This window comes from Pseudoxanthomonas sp. CF385, from assembly GCF_900104255.1.
Classification (GTDB): domain Bacteria; phylum Pseudomonadota; class Gammaproteobacteria; order Xanthomonadales; family Xanthomonadaceae; genus Pseudoxanthomonas_A.
Window position 1 is genome coordinate 1,923,268 of record NZ_FNKZ01000001.1, and the last position, 13,418, is coordinate 1,936,685.

General features: G+C 69.2%; 15 protein-coding genes. 9 read left to right on the top strand and 6 right to left on the bottom strand.

The features are described from left to right. Window position 1 precedes the first annotated feature (1 nt). Both BLT45_RS08950 and BLT45_RS08955 read right to left on the bottom strand, forming a co-directional pair. Window positions 2-601 carry a DUF1579 domain-containing protein gene (locus tag BLT45_RS08950; protein WP_093297619.1) on the bottom strand — a complete coding sequence of 200 codons (600 nt, stop codon included), beginning with the start codon at window positions 599-601 and terminating at the stop codon, window positions 2-4. 81 nt (window positions 602-682) lie between these two features. Beyond that, window positions 683-1,525 (bottom strand): class I SAM-dependent methyltransferase, encoded by an 843-nt coding sequence (locus BLT45_RS08955; protein WP_093297623.1) that lies wholly within the window; start codon window positions 1,523-1,525, stop codon window positions 683-685. Between the two features lie 143 nt (window positions 1,526-1,668). Between BLT45_RS08955 and BLT45_RS08960 the strand changes: the two genes are divergently transcribed. Then, window positions 1,669-3,450, top strand: a complete 1,782-nt coding sequence (locus BLT45_RS08960) for a CPBP family intramembrane glutamic endopeptidase (RefSeq protein ID WP_175455775.1) — start codon at window positions 1,669-1,671, stop codon at window positions 3,448-3,450. Window positions 3,451-3,467: 17 nt separating this feature from the next. Here BLT45_RS08960 and mddA read toward each other — a convergent pair whose 3' ends face one another. Both mddA and BLT45_RS08970 read right to left on the bottom strand, forming a co-directional pair. Next, entirely contained in the window at window positions 3,468-4,256 is a 789-nt protein-coding gene (gene mddA / locus BLT45_RS08965; protein WP_093297629.1) for a methanethiol S-methyltransferase, read from the bottom strand. Window positions 4,257-4,426: 170 nt separating this feature from the next. Further along, window positions 4,427-5,500, bottom strand: coding sequence for an alpha/beta fold hydrolase (locus BLT45_RS08970; RefSeq protein WP_093297632.1), 1,074 nt, complete (start codon window positions 5,498-5,500; stop codon window positions 4,427-4,429). A gap of 138 nt (window positions 5,501-5,638) precedes the next feature. On the opposite strand from BLT45_RS08970, the gene BLT45_RS08975 reads away from it, so the two are divergent. After that, entirely contained in the window at window positions 5,639-6,562 is a 924-nt protein-coding gene (locus BLT45_RS08975; protein ID WP_093297635.1) for a M14 family metallopeptidase, read from the top strand. A gap of 18 nt (window positions 6,563-6,580) precedes the next feature. Here the strand turns inward: BLT45_RS08975 and BLT45_RS08980 are convergent, their stop codons facing one another. Next, the gene (locus tag BLT45_RS08980; protein ID WP_093297638.1) at window positions 6,581-7,666 is read right to left on the bottom strand and encodes a serine hydrolase domain-containing protein; all 1,086 of its coding nucleotides are present in this window, start codon (window positions 7,664-7,666) and stop codon (window positions 6,581-6,583) included. Between the two features lie 81 nt (window positions 7,667-7,747). Continuing rightward, a complete protein-coding gene (locus BLT45_RS08985) occupies window positions 7,748-8,620 on the bottom strand; it encodes a helix-turn-helix domain-containing protein (protein WP_093297641.1) in 873 nt (290 codons plus the stop codon). A 185-nt stretch (window positions 8,621-8,805) separates the two neighbouring features. On the opposite strand from BLT45_RS08985, the gene BLT45_RS08990 reads away from it, so the two are divergent. From BLT45_RS08990 to BLT45_RS09020, 7 genes are all read left to right on the top strand, one after another. Then, complete coding sequence (locus tag BLT45_RS08990) at window positions 8,806-9,354, top strand: hypothetical protein (protein WP_093297644.1); 549 nt, start codon at window positions 8,806-8,808, stop codon at window positions 9,352-9,354. A gap of 64 nt (window positions 9,355-9,418) precedes the next feature. Then, entirely contained in the window at window positions 9,419-9,685 is a 267-nt protein-coding gene (locus BLT45_RS08995) for a DksA/TraR family C4-type zinc finger protein (protein WP_093297646.1), read from the top strand. Window positions 9,686-9,719: 34 nt separating this feature from the next. Then, the gene (locus BLT45_RS09000) at window positions 9,720-10,142 is read left to right on the top strand and encodes an NUDIX hydrolase (protein WP_093297648.1); all 423 of its coding nucleotides are present in this window, start codon (window positions 9,720-9,722) and stop codon (window positions 10,140-10,142) included. Window positions 10,143-10,227: 85 nt separating this feature from the next. After that, window positions 10,228-10,716 (top strand): nuclear transport factor 2 family protein, encoded by a 489-nt coding sequence (locus BLT45_RS09005; protein WP_093297650.1) that lies wholly within the window; start codon window positions 10,228-10,230, stop codon window positions 10,714-10,716. A gap of 63 nt (window positions 10,717-10,779) precedes the next feature. Continuing rightward, window positions 10,780-11,712, top strand: coding sequence for an HDOD domain-containing protein (locus BLT45_RS09010; protein WP_254771818.1), 933 nt, complete (start codon window positions 10,780-10,782; stop codon window positions 11,710-11,712). A gap of 102 nt (window positions 11,713-11,814) precedes the next feature. After that, entirely contained in the window at window positions 11,815-12,405 is a 591-nt protein-coding gene (locus BLT45_RS09015) for a DUF6151 family protein (protein WP_093297652.1), read from the top strand. Between the two features lie 51 nt (window positions 12,406-12,456). Next, the gene (locus BLT45_RS09020) at window positions 12,457-13,338 is read left to right on the top strand and encodes a bifunctional helix-turn-helix transcriptional regulator/GNAT family N-acetyltransferase (RefSeq protein ID WP_093297654.1); all 882 of its coding nucleotides are present in this window, start codon (window positions 12,457-12,459) and stop codon (window positions 13,336-13,338) included. Window positions 13,339-13,418: the final 80 nt, after the last annotated feature.

Below are 13,418 nucleotides of genomic sequence, written 5' to 3' on the forward strand. Positions count from 1 at the left end.
CTTACGGCCGCCGCTTGTAGGTGATTTCCATCATCTTGGCTTCCTTGCCGTCCGGGCCGGGGCCGTACATTTCGAACACCTCGGTGTTCTTGTCGGTCCAGCGGGTGGTCATGCGGCTGCTCTGCGGCTTCTTCGTCACCGGGTCGTTGTGGGTGCCCGTGTAGGTGCAGCTGAGCTGCGCATCGCAGGTGCCTTCGCTGATCATCAGGCCCGTGCTCATGCTGTCGTTCCACGTACCCCAGTACTTGCCGGTGACGTTGTCGAAGCCGTGCAGGCCCTGGCCGGTGAAGGGCTGGCCCATCACCTGCGAGGTGACTTCTTCCTGCATCACCCGGTTGCCGAGGATCATCTTGCGCGTCGCGGTACCGGGATCGACGCTGGGCGGCGCGCCGGGCGCATGCCAGCTCTTCACGACCAGGTCGTAGGTGCCGGCCATCGAGGCCAGCCGGCTGTGCTCCGTGCCCGGCGTGCCGGCCTTCTGGTAGGCCTCCATCATGGCCTGCATCTCCGGTGTCATCGCCGGCGGCGCGTCCTGGGCGTTGGCGGGGCCTGCGAGCAGCAGGGCGGTCACGGCGACGGACAACAGGGTGGTGCGGTGCATGGCGGCCCCTCCCGGGCGTGGTGGTGGCGCCGTTGTGCGCCCCGTCGCGCTCAGGTGGCGTGAAGGGCGCCCGCGCGCACGTCAGCGCCGCTGCGCGACCACGCCGTCCAGCGCCCGCTTTGCCTTGAAGCCGGCCTTCTCCAGTCGCTTTGCGACCTCGCCGGGCACGTCGCGCCCGCTGGTCAGCTTGTTGGGCGTCCCGGTGTAGTGGAACAGCTGGCCGCCACGACGCAGCACGCGCGCCAGTTGGTCGTAGAACGCCTGCGAATACAGCTCGCCGGCGATGCCGAAGCGCGGCGGGTCGTGGAGCACCGCATCGACGGACGCCTCCGCCACACGGACGATGGCCTGCGAAATGTCGGCATGCGCCAGCTGCAGCCGGCCGCCGTGCTCAGGCGCGTCCGGATCCGGCGACCACGGGTTGAGCGTGCGCAGCCACAGCACGTCCTCGTTCTTCTCGAACGACTGGATGCGCGCGGCGCCGGCGGCGAGGCAGCAGGCGGCGAAGTAGCCGAGCCCGCCGCAGGTATCCAGCACGGTCTTGCCGCGCGGCTCGACCAGCGCGACCTTGCGCCGCGCATCGTCCAGCGGCGATTCCTTCGACGTCGGCAGCATCTTGATGCCGTCGATCTCGAACGTGGGCACGCCCCACTCGGTGGGCACGAGCTTGATCAGCGACCCGGCATAGCGCGAGATCGGCGCGAAATCCTCGCCATCCCAGTGGTACAGCGTGCGGTCCTTCAGCCCCTCCGGATACGGATAGGCCGCGTCCCGCCAGCGCCAGGCCTCGGCGCCCAGTCCCACCTCCGCCTGCGTGCGGCCGAGGTCAAGCGAGCCTTCCCACGTGCCGTCCCCGCGATCGCGCGCAATGCGCAGCGCATGCGCGATGTCGCGGGTGAGGAGGGGGCCGGTGTAGTGGGGCATCCGCGTGAGCGTCCAGGCATGCCGCCCGGTCGGACGGTCTTGGAGATGGGGCCGCTATTGGACGCGGTTGGCGCGCCGCTGACAACTGCTACCATCGCGACCAGACAGCACAGGGGGCACGCATGGGGATGCGTCGGTGGTGCATGGCAGCGATGCTGCTGGCGGGCGGTTTGGGGGTCGCTCACGCGGGGATGGCAGCATCGGTTCCATTGCAGGCCGCGCCTGCGCCATTGTCGGTGCCGGACGCGGACGCCGCCGTGAAAGCCGTGACGACCGCGAAAGAAGTGGCCTATCGCGACATGCTAAGCCGCTTCGATGCGTCCGAATCGTCAGGGGGCGTCGCGGCGGTGATCGCCCGGTGCCGATTCATAGGCAACTACACCGAAGAAGACTATGGCGATTGGGTCGCGTCGGCGTCGGACGACTACGAGGCCTGCCTCGAACGTCTACGCCAGCGCTGGGCACGCACGCCCGAAGCGCAGTTGTTCCTCTATCAGCAGATGTGGGGCGAGGAAGCCGTCACCGAAGGGTCCGCCCTGATCAAGCGGGCGACGGCATGGCCGGCCCCGTTGCGCGCCGATCTTTACGCCACGCAGTCGCGGTTGCTTGACGCCCTCCATCAGAAGGAGAAGGCCAAGGACATGGCCCTGCTGGCCGCTCGTCTGGGAAACCACGAGCGCGTTCCGCAGGCCGTTGAAGCGCTATTGGCGAAGCAGGACCAAGCCGGTGCCGCGCGTTTGTTGCGGGAGGCGCCCGTGGCGACAAACGCGTGGACGGCGAACCGTCGCCTGGAGGTGGCGCTGAAGCTCGAGGACGCGCGTGTCGCGCTGGACGAAGTGGAGCGTTACGAAGGCAAGGAGCTCACCCTGGACGGCGCGTTGGTCGCGCGCGCGCATCTCAATGCGGGCAACGTCGAGGCGGCCCATGGCGCGTTGGAAGGCCTCGGGGAGGGCGATGACGAGGCCCAGGCGCGTTTCGACGTTGCGCTGGCGAGGGCGGACGTTCCGGCGGCGGTCGCGCAGATCGACATTACCAACACCGACGAGATCGCGACGCAGTTGGAACGGTTCGCGGTGCTCGCCAACCGGTTCCCGGCTTCGGTATTCCATTTGCCCATGCTGGGCATGGCCATGATGTCGGGTGGCATCCTGCTTTGCCTGGCGTTGTTGCCGATGATGCTTCTGGTGCCGGTCCATTACCGCGGACTGGCGCGTCGCGTGCAGGGTCGTGCGCCCGAGCCCCTTTATCCTCGCATCGGCCTGTGGCATGCGTGGTGGGCGATGGTGCTGCTGCTTGCGCTGCCTTTCCTGATCGCGGGCGTGGTCGAGCCTCGTTCGCTCGCCCGCTTGTTCACGGGAGACCCGCTGCCCGAGGCCAATGCGTTCTTCAGGATCAATCTCTGGAGCACCGTTGCCAGCCTGCTGCTGTTGATGCCGCTGGCCTGGCGAATGGGGCGCGAAGCGGTCACCGGACAGATCGGTGTGTGGCGGCAAGTGGGGTGGCTGCTGGTGGCGCTGGTGCTGCTGTACACCGTGGCTTACCTGCAGGGCGCGTGGCTCCAGTGGCGTGCCGAAGACAGCCGGACCCTGCAGACCGAAGCGGTCGAGCGCCTCCTGGATGGGGGCGCCTCGACCTACGGTCCGGTGCTGACCTTCCTTCTGATTGCAGTGCTGGCGCCGATCGTCGAAGAGGTGGTGTTCCGCGGGATGTTGTTGGGAGGCATGGCCCGCCACATCAGCTTCGGGTGGGCCAACCTCCTGCAGGCATTGCTGTTTGCGATCATCCACAACGACACGCCGCGCTTCTTTTTCTACTTCGCCATGGGGCTGCTGGCCGGCTTCCTCGTCCGCAGGACGCGTTCGCTGATACCGGCCATCGCCCTGCATGTCATCAACAACGGCTTCTTCTTCCTGTACGCGACCTAGCGGGGCCACCGGCGCGGTCAACGTGTTGTGCGTCCGTGTCCAAGATCGGAGGACACATCGTGGTCGCGCGCCGACCGCACCCGCCCCGGCAGCAGCATCGGCACCTCGCGCTGGTAGCGGCGGTAGGCCTCGCCGTGCTGGGCGATCAGGTCGCGCTCTTCGAAGCACTTCACGGCCACGATGATGTAGGCGGTGGTCACCGCCGCGAACAGCAGGTGGCCGGCCGTCATCGTGGGGGCGGCCCAGAAGGCGATCAGGAAGCCGAGCATCAGCGGGTGGCGCACGATGCGGTAGAGCGCGCGCACGACGAAGGGCGTTTCCGGCGCGGGCGCGCGCTTGCGGGCGAGGTCCCAGACCTGGCGCAGGCCGAACAGTTCGAAATGACTGATCAGGAACGTGCTGGCGAGCACCAGCAACCAGCCGAGGGCGGCGATCGCGTACACCGCGCCGCGCGCGAGTCCGCCTTCCACGTCCCACACGATCCCCGGCAGCGGTCGCCATTGCCAGAACAGCAACGCGAGCACGAGACTGGAGGCCAGCACGTACGTGCTGCGTTCGATCGGCTTGGGCACGAAGCGCGTCCACCAGCGCTTGAATGCCGGGCGCGCCATCACGCTGTGTTGCACGGCGAACAGGGTCATCAGCACCAGGTCGATGGCGAGCGCGATGAGGGTCGGCGTGTCGGCGCCGTTGTCGACATGTTTGGGGACGCCCGCGCCGGTGACGAAGGCGACGGCATACAGGAACGTGACGAGGAACACCGCATAACAGGCGGTGCCGTACAGCAGGGCAAGCAAGCGGGACATCGGGAATCTCCGGGGGAAGACAGGGCCGTCGCCGCGCGGACGCACCGCGCCGGGCGCGGGAGAGGAGGACGGTGCGCGCAGTCTGGGCAGCGGTCCCCGGCGTCGCCATGGGAACCTTGTCCCGGGTCGGCGACGCCGCCGGGTCCGATGCGGGACAAATGTCCCGGGTCTCAGTCCGCGGATCCGGGGAGATGTCCGTAGGTCTTCACGATGGCCTCGGCGCGGCTGCGCACGCCCAGCTTCCGGTAGAGGTGGGAGATGTGGTTGCGCACGGTCTTTTCGGCGATCCCCAGCTGCCAGCCGATCTGCGCATTGCTGCGGCCTTCGCACAGCAGCGAGAGGGTGGCGCGCTCGCGCGCGGTCAGCGACGCGGACAGGTCGCCGTCGCCCGGCAGGTCGGCGATGCGCTGGCCGGTGAACTCGAGCACCGCCTGCTGGAACTGTTGCCAGGCCGGTTCGTGCTCCAGCAGCACGTGGTTGCATGAGTCCAACTGCACGAAGGTGGCGCCGGGGATCGCGCTCGCCAGGCGCCTGCCCTGGGCCAGCGGTGCGATCTGATCGTCCGCGCTGTGCAGCACCAGGGTCGGCACGCGGACCTGCGGCAGGACCTCGCGCACGTCGATGTCGCCACGCGCGGCGAGCAGGGCGCGCGCGTTCTCCGGCGAGGTGGTGCGCCGGCACAGTTCGTTGAACCAGTCGAGCTGGGCGCGGCTGCCCTGGGGCACGAAGCGGGAGGTGAACAACTGGCGGAATGCGGGGTTGTCGTTGCCCCAGCCATGGCCGATGACGTCCATGAGGGCATTGAACAGGCTGCGGCGCTCCGGGTTCTCGCTGCGGTTGCCGCCCATCGCGTAGCCGCCGTAGAGGATCAGGTGCGAGACGCGATGGGGGTGGCGCACGGCGTAGCGGATCGCAGTGGCCGCGCCCTGGCTGATGCCGAGCAGGGCGAACGGGCGGTCGATGCCGGCGGCGTCCACCACGCGCTCCAGATCGTCCACCCAATGCGAGGCATCCAGCGCGCCGGCATGCCAGTCGGACATGCCGCAGCCGCGTTCGTCATGGCGGATATAGCGGAAATGCTCGCCGAAGAAGCGCGCCCAGTGCGACCAGACCGGGCTTTCGAGGTCGTACTGCAGGTGGGTGAGCCAGGTGGCCGCCTTCACCAGCGGCAGGCCGCGGCCCATCTCCGCCCAGGCCAGGCGGATCCGGTCGTCGGTCACCACATAGTGGACATGCTGCTTCATCACGCGCGGAGGGCCTCGGCATCGCAGGAGCGTCGCGGAGAAAACGCAACCGGTGGACCACGCCGGCCGCGGGAGCGGGTCGACTGCCGGCGCGGTGCTAAAGTGCCGCACTTCCTGCTGCCTGTACGTGAACGACACATGCAAATTTCGACCTCTCCCACGATCGGCACGCCCGGCCAGCCCTGGGGAGCGGCCGAGAAGGCCGCGTGGCGCACGCAGCAGCGCGTGCGCCGGCGCTACGCGGACGACGTGGTGGCCTCCATCGACCGCCTGCGCGAGCGTTTCGACGTGGAGGCCTACGGCACGCTCGACTACGGTCCGGGCGAGACCTATCCGCTGTATGCGATGCGCAGCCGTGGCTGGGACGACGCCTTGCCGCTGATGCTGGTCACCGGCGGCGTACACGGTTACGAGACCAGCGGCGTGCATGGCGCGCTGCAGTTCCTCGAGCAGCGTGCGGCCGAGTACGCCGGCCGCGCCAACCTGCTGGTCGTGCCCTGCGTGAGCCCGTGGGGCTACGAACGCATCCACCGCTGGAACGCGGATGCGCTGGACCCGAACCGCTCCTTCCGCGCGGACAGCCCCGCCCAGGAGTCCGCCGCGCTGATGGCCCTGGTCGCGCCGGTGAAGGACCGCGTGCGGATGCACATCGATCTGCACGAGACCACCGACAGCGACGAGACCGAATTCCGACCCGCACTGGCCGCGCGCGACGGCAAGCCGTTCGAGCCGGGCGAGATTCCGGACGGTTTCTATCTGGTGGACGACAGCGAGAACCGCCAGCCGGCTTTCCAGCAAGCCGTGATCGCCGCCGTCGCACGGGTGACCCACATCGCCCCCGCCGATGCGCAGGGCGAGATCATCGGGTCCCCGGTGGTGGCCGAGGGCGTCATCGAGTACCCGGTGAAGTCGCTCGGCTTGTGCACAAGCATCACCGATGCGCGCTACACCACCATCACCGAGGTTTATCCGGACAGCCCGAAGGCCACGCCGATCCAGTGCAACGATGCGCAGGTCGCGGCGGTGGTGGCCGCGATCGACTACGCGCTGGCGCACGCCTGAGTAGGCGCCACTGGCCGTTCACCTGACGGCCGGCAGCAGCTTCTCGGTGATCAGGCGGAACGTCAGTCGCGGCGCGTTCTGCACCTGGTAGTTGGTGGTCGTGATGACGACCACCAGTTTCTGCTCCGGGAACACCCGCACCGTGTTGCCGCCGGTGCCGTTCATGCCGTACGAGTCGAACGTGCGGGTTCCGCTGGTCTCGTGGTGCAGCCACCACAGGTAGCCGTAGTCGATGCCATCCTCGATGCGGGCGTGCGGACGGAGCGATGCGGCGACCCACGCCGCCGGCACGATCTGCTTGCCGTTCCAGCGGCCACCCTGCCGGTAGAGCTCGCCCAGCGCGAGCAGGTCGCGGCTGCGCAGTCCCAGTCCACCGCCGGCCTGCGCCAAGCCCTGCGGCGAGAACTGCCATTCCGGCGCCTGGATGCCGAGCGGCTCGAACAGCGTGCGTTGCGCGAACGCGGGCAGTGGCTCGCCGGTCGCGGCCTGGATCACGGCGCCCAGCGTGGCCACACCGGCCGTGCAGTAGCGGAAGCTGCGGCCGTACGGCGCGTCCTCAGGGCGCGTCGTCCACGCGGGGTAGCCCTGGATCGGCAGGTCGAGGTAGAAGCCCACCCAATCCTCGATCAGGTACATGCGTTCTTCGTTGCCGCGCGACCAGGTGTTCCAGTCGTCGCATTCCAAGGCTGAGGACATCGTCATCAGGTCTTCGACGGTGATGGCGTCCTTGCGTGGGTCGGGCAGCGCCGGCGGCGGTCGCCGCAGCAGTGGCAGGATCCGGGCCTGTGCGCCTGCCAGCTTCCCCTGGTCGATGGCGATGCCGGCGAGCATGCCGGCCACCGTCTTGGTGGCCGAGCGGGTGTTGCGCCGTGCTTCGCGCCCGCCCTCGTCGAAATAGCGCTCGTACACCAGCGTGCCGTCGCGGGCGATCAGCACGCTGGTGACCTTCTTGAAATCGCCGGCGCCGATGGCGCGCTCCATCTCGGCGAGCGCGGACGCATCCAGGCCCACGTCGACGGGACGTCCTTGCGGCAAGTCCGTGGCGTGCGCGGCTGCGGCGAAAAAGGCGAACGACAACAACCAGGGCGTGATCAGGCGCTGCATCGGGAAGGTCCGGTGTGGGGAGAGGGCGCCACGATGCCGGCGGTGGGGCACGATGGCTTGCACGTGGGCAACACGGGTCATTCAGACAGCCGAGCGGAACGCGGTGGGTGGCATGCCATAGGCGCGCACGAACAGACGATGGAAGTGCGCCTGGTCGGCGAAGCCGCACGCCACGGCGATCGACGCGACGGTGGCCGGACCGTGACGCAGCATCGCCGCCGCCCGCGCCAGGCGCAGGCGGCGCGAGTACTCGGTAGGGGTGCATCCGTGGCGGCGCCGGAACACCCGCGCCAGATGCACCGGATGCACATCGCACGCATGTGCCAGCGACGGAGTGTCGGCAGCGGAGTCGGCGTGGTCGTGCAGCCAGGCCTCGGCGCGCGCGAGCCAGGCGGGCCAGCCACGGGCGGCGGGTTCGGGCACGGCGATGGCATCGAGCATTTCGTCGAACAGGGTTTCCGCCAACACGCCGTCATCGCCCTGCCAGTCCGCGCAGGCCTGCGCCAGCCCATGCGCAAACGCCTGCGCGCGCCGCCCCGCGCGCAGCGCCCCGTGATCGAGGCCGCCGCGCAGCCTTGCCTGCAGCGTGGCGGGCAGGGCGATCGTCATGAATTCGCCGTCCAGATCATGGAAGCGATCGCGGTGTGTCGTGGCAGGTGGCGTGTAGATCAACGTGCCCGCCGTGCATTCGGGCGGGCCTCCTGCGGCCGATGTCAGATAGCGCCCGCTGAGCAGCAGCACCAGATGCGCGTCGTCATGCGTGTGCCGGGCCAATGCACGTGCCGGCACGGTGGGTGTCAGCCGGGCGATCTGGACGCCGTTGGCGAGTCGACGGACCGTGCCGGCGCCCAGGCAGCCTGCGCGGCGTGCGGGATGCGTTCGGGACGAGCCGGATGCGTCGACGGCAGCGGGCATGCGATGGCGTACGAAGGAAGGGTCATTCGACTCTGGCATTCGGCCGGGCGAACCGGCACGCCGATGCGACGAAGCGGGGGAGGGCGCGACGAACGCCCTGGAATGCGGTCCGCCGTTCGTCTGCTACACGCGTGAACGTCGCGAACGGTCCGCTTTGCGTGGCCGCGGGACCGGGGCGGCGCCGTCTTGTCCCTGTGAACGACTTCGCTGCGGAGGAACGGCTCATGCGTCACGTCTTGTGTGCAGGGATCATCGTGGCGGTCGGCGTGCTCGCCGGCTGCAAGTTCCAGGTGGTGCCGCGTGCGGTGGAATCGAAGCCGCAGGCCAACATCGTCGGCACCTTCAAGTTCGAGCGGCGTTGGCAAGGCACCGACCTCAACACCGGCGGGGGCTGCCTGGTATTCCAGAATGCGGCGCCGCTGGCCTGCGATGCGGGCGCGTTTTGCCAGGCGAACAAGCCCGCGGGCGCCGGCTACGGCTATTGCCTGCACAAGTCGGTCTCGGTGTGGGGCGCCCAGGGCAAGGGGCCACAGCAGTGCTGGTGGCAGCCGACGCCTGCCTCCTGCCTGCGCGGCACGCCTGTCGATCCGTTGAAGGTCGGCGAGACCTATCGCACCACCCCGGCCGTGCTGGCCAAGCCGCCGGGAACGAAGCCTGTCGTACGGTGGCGCGTGCTCACCTGCACCAACATCAAGCAGGGCGCCTGCGCCGATCCCAACGCCAAGGACGGCGAAGACCGCATGTACCTCGCCGGGCCGATCTGGTCGAACTGAGGGCCGGGCGGGAGTCAGGTGGCCGGGTGTACGCTGCCGGGACAGTGACGGATGGGAGCAGGTCATGGCGACCGGATGGGCGGGCGATGGCGCGGTGCAGGACCAGATCGATGCGACCGTGAAAGACGGCATCGAGCGGGCGCGGCGTGCGTTGCCGAAGGGGCCGAGCCTCACCCACTGCGAGGAGTGCGACAAGCCGATCCCGCTCGCGCGGCAGAAGGCCGTGCCGGGCGTGCGCCTGTGCGTGATCTGCCAGGAAGCCGCCGACCACGATGAGCAGTCCGCCGGCATGTTCAACCGCCGCGGCAGCAAGGACAGCCAGCTGCGCTGACGTCTTCTCCACGCCTTCTCTGCCGCAGGTCAGCATGGGTACGCTCCACACCGTCGCCGCCGTCATCCTCAACCCGCAGGGCGAGGTGCTGCTGGTGCGCAAGCGTGCGTCGGCCATCTTCATCCAGCCCGGCGGCAAGACCGAGCCGGGCGAAGAGCCGCTCTCCGCGCTGGCGCGCGAACTGGACGAGGAACTCGGCGTGCAGCTCGACCACGCTTCGGCCGTGTGGCTGGGCGAGTTCGAGGCCGATGCCGTCAACGAGCCCGGCTTGCGCGTGCGAGCCCATGCGTACCGGTGCGCCGTGCACGGCACGCCCGCGCCGCAGGCCGAGATCGAAGCACTGGCATGGGTCGATCCTGCGGGACCGTATGCCGTGACCGTGGCGCCGCTCAGCGCGGAGCACATCCTGCCGGCGTTGCTGGCGTGGCAGGGCAAGGGCGGCTCCACGCTGCGTTGATCGCCGTCCGGCGTGGCCTGCGGCGTCTTCGCGTGGCGTTGGATCGGATGGCGGTCGTCGCCATGTCCATCGAAGGAACCTGCGCATGCGCCCGACTGTCGTCGTATCCGTCGTGCTGTCCCTGCTCATCGCCTGGCCTGCGCAGGCCGGCTGGAAGGCCGCGACGCCGGAGGTCGCCGAAGCCGCCCGGCAGCCGCGCATCGCAGCCGCCATCGAGGCGGCGATGCGCTTCGACCGCGCCATCCTCGCGCACGACGCGCAGGTGTTCGCCGACACCTTCACCGAGGATGCGGTGGTCAACAATCCGTTCAATCGCATCGCCCGCAAGCCGGATGCCGTGGCCAACTTCGCGACCGGCCTGATCGACTACACCTCGCTGGAGCGGGTGATCGAGTACGCGGCCACGCGGGGCGAGCACGATGTGGTGCTGATGGGCGAAGAGCACCTGACGCCGGTCGGCAAGGCGAAGTTCGCCGGCAAGCAGGTCAAGCGCCGGACCACCGAAATCTGGACCGACGAAAGCGGCGGCTGGAAGCTGGCCCTGCGTCAGGCGACGATCTATTCCGCGGAGTAGATCGCCCTCAAGTTCCCCGGCCACCTGCCGCTACCGTCTCGACGGGTACGTCGGGGGACGCGCGTGGCACTGCTGGGGGCACTGACATCGTGGTGGCAACGTGGGCGTACGCCGGCCGTCGCGCCGCGCGTGGTTTCGACGATCCCGCCGTCAACCGCGTCGACAGGCACCCCGCCACCCGCGCTCGACCGCGACTGGGCGACCTCGCTGCTGGACGTGGCCTACGAGGGCCAGGCTGCGCCGCTGTCGCCGGAGGCCAGCGTGCCGCTGCGGTTGGCGGCGGAACAGGCGCTGGCCCGCTTCGCGGATGCGCCACAACGGCTGCCACGCAGACCACAACTGTTGCCGCAGCTGCTCAGCACGCTCAACGACGACGATGCCTCGGGCCGTGAGATCGCGGGTGTGATCGCGCGCGATCCGGCGCTGGCCGCCCACCTGCTCCGGCTCGCCAACAGCGCGCTCTACCGCACCCAGCCAGCGCCCATCGAGAACCTGGATCGCGCCGTGGCGCTGGTCGGCACCGAGGGCCTGCGCCACCTGGTGGCGATGGCGGTCATGCAACCGGTGATGCGGATGGAAGGCGGCGCACTGGGCGCGCTGCCCGACCTGATCTGGGACCACACGCAGCGTACGGCGCTGGCCGCCGCACAGTTCGCCAAGACGGTGGAACGCGAAGACGCGTTTGCCGCCCAGATGCTCGCGCTGCTGCAGGGCCTCGGCGCCATCCTCGTCGCACAGGCGCTTCGCGATGCCTGCGCACAACAGGATGGCATACCGGATGCCGGCGTCGCCGCACGGCTGCTGCAGGACGCTTCGCCGCGGCTGGGCCGCGCCGTCGCGCGCGAGTGGGGCCTGTCCGAACGCCTGTTGCAGGGCCTGGACGACCAGGCGCTCGACGACACCGCCGGCATGAGCGGCCTGGGCCGTGCCCTGGCCGTGGCGGCGCCACACGCGACCGCCGCGATGGCGGCCGCCCGGATCGCCGACGCCGCCTGATCGCGCGGTTGCATTCCAGTCAGGCAACACGCGCTGGATTGACGTCACGCTCATATCCGGTGGGGTATTCCTGCTGCGTCAGGGATCACGCGAGGTGTACCGATGACGCTGGCATTGCGTTGCCGTTGCGGACAGGTGAAGGGAATCGTCGTCACCGATCGCGCCTATGTGCGCGCGACGTGCTACTGCCGTGACTGCCAGGCCTATGCACGCCATCTGGGCCAGCCGGGCCTGATGGATGCCCACGGCGGAACCGACATCGTGGCGATGAATCCGCTCGCGGTGCGTTTCACCGCAGGCGAGGAGCACATCGCCGGTCTGTGCCTGCGCAAGGGCGGACTGTACCGCTGGTATGCGGAATGCTGCCGCACGCCGTTGGGCAACACGCCGCACGACGGCCGCACCGCCTACGTCGGGATGGTGACGGCCTGCCTGGCGCCGGCGGCGGAGGTGGATGCCTCGTTCGGGCCGGCAGGGCGTGTGGTGCTCAACACCGATTCCGCCCTCGGCGACGTCAGCGGCACGCCCGTCGCCTTTGTACTGGGGGGCGCGAGGATCGCCACCGGCATCCTGGGCGCGAAGCTCCGTCGCCAGCCTCCCTCCCTGTTCTTCAATCCGTCGGGACAGACGTTGCGCACGGCGTATCCGCTGAGTTCGGGCGAACGCGATGCCGTCGGTCTGGAAACGGGCTGACCGAAGGCCTTCCGGATTGACCCGGGATATTTGTCTGACTAAAGTCAGGCAATGGACGATACCCAGCGCCTGCGCCGCTTCAACCGGACGGTCACCCGCCGGATCGGCGTGCTCAACGAGGACTACCTAGGGCATGGGCGCCCGTTGGCCGAATCACGGCTGCTGTTCGAGGTCGGGCGAGATGGCGCGGACGTGCGCGACCTGCGCGCGCGCCTGGCCCTGGATTCGGGCTACGCGAGCCGGTTGCTGCGCGCATTGGAGGCGCAGGGCCTGATCCGCGTGCAGGCCTCGCCCGCCGATGCGCGTGCGCGCCGTGTCGTGCTGACGGCAAAAGGCCGGCGCGAGGTCGAGGCCCTGGACCGCGATTCGCAAGCGCTCGCCGATGCATTGCTCGCGCCGTTGTCCGAACGCCAGCGCATGCGGATGCTGGCGGCGATGGACGAGGTGGAGGCGTTGCTGCGCGCCTCGGCGGTGGAGATCAGCGTCGCGGATCCCGCCAGTGCGGAGGCACAGGCCTGCATCGGGGCGTACCTCGACGAACTCGATGCCCGCTTCGAGACGGGCTTCGACGCCGCGCGCAGCGTCTCGGCCAACCCGCAGGAGCTCGTGCCGCCGCAGGGCGTGTTCCTGCTCGCCTGGCTGGATGGCGCGGCGATCGGATGCGGCGGGCTGAAAGTGACGGGTGAGGGGACGGGCGAGATCAAGCGCATGTGGGTGGCGCCCGACGCGCGTGGCCTGGGTGTCGCGCAGCGCCTGCTCGATGCGCTGGAAGTTCACGCGCAGTCGCGGGCGCTCGTGCGCGTCAGGCTGGATACCAACCGCACGCTGGTGGAGGCGCGGGCGTTGTATGCGCGCAACGGCTATCAGGACATTCCCGCGTACAACGACAATCCGTACGCGGATCACTGGTTCGAGAAACGCCTGCCGGGCTGACATCGCCTCGGCCAACCTCTGGCACGGTCTTCCATCGGACGCAGCCGGTACCCTGTCGGGCCCGCGCGCATGCGCGACCG

Coding starts and splice junctions, on each gene's coding strand:
- BLT45_RS08975 (WP_093297635.1), top strand. CDS start 5,639: ATGCAAATTTCGACCTCTCCCACGATCGGCACGCCCGGCCAGCCCTGG.
- BLT45_RS08960 (WP_175455775.1), top strand. CDS start 1,669: ATGGCAGCGATGCTGCTGGCGGGCGGTTTGGGGGTCGCTCACGCGGGG.
- BLT45_RS09000 (WP_093297648.1), top strand. CDS start 9,720: ATGGGTACGCTCCACACCGTCGCCGCCGTCATCCTCAACCCGCAGGGC.
- BLT45_RS08985 (WP_093297641.1), bottom strand. CDS start 8,620: ATGCCAGAGTCGAATGACCCTTCCTTCGTACGCCATCGCATGCCCGCT.
- BLT45_RS08955 (WP_093297623.1), bottom strand. CDS start 1,525: ATGCCCCACTACACCGGCCCCCTCCTCACCCGCGACATCGCGCATGCG.
- BLT45_RS08990 (WP_093297644.1), top strand. CDS start 8,806: ATGCGTCACGTCTTGTGTGCAGGGATCATCGTGGCGGTCGGCGTGCTC.
- BLT45_RS09015 (WP_093297652.1), top strand. CDS start 11,815: ATGACGCTGGCATTGCGTTGCCGTTGCGGACAGGTGAAGGGAATCGTC.
- BLT45_RS08950 (WP_093297619.1), bottom strand. CDS start 601: ATGCACCGCACCACCCTGTTGTCCGTCGCCGTGACCGCCCTGCTGCTC.
- BLT45_RS08980 (WP_093297638.1), bottom strand. CDS start 7,666: ATGCAGCGCCTGATCACGCCCTGGTTGTTGTCGTTCGCCTTTTTCGCC.
- BLT45_RS09005 (WP_093297650.1), top strand. CDS start 10,228: ATGCGCCCGACTGTCGTCGTATCCGTCGTGCTGTCCCTGCTCATCGCC.
- BLT45_RS08995 (WP_093297646.1), top strand. CDS start 9,419: ATGGCGACCGGATGGGCGGGCGATGGCGCGGTGCAGGACCAGATCGAT.
- BLT45_RS08970 (WP_093297632.1), bottom strand. CDS start 5,500: ATGAAGCAGCATGTCCACTATGTGGTGACCGACGACCGGATCCGCCTG.
- mddA (WP_093297629.1), bottom strand. CDS start 4,256: ATGTCCCGCTTGCTTGCCCTGCTGTACGGCACCGCCTGTTATGCGGTG.
- BLT45_RS09020 (WP_093297654.1), top strand. CDS start 12,457: ATGGACGATACCCAGCGCCTGCGCCGCTTCAACCGGACGGTCACCCGC.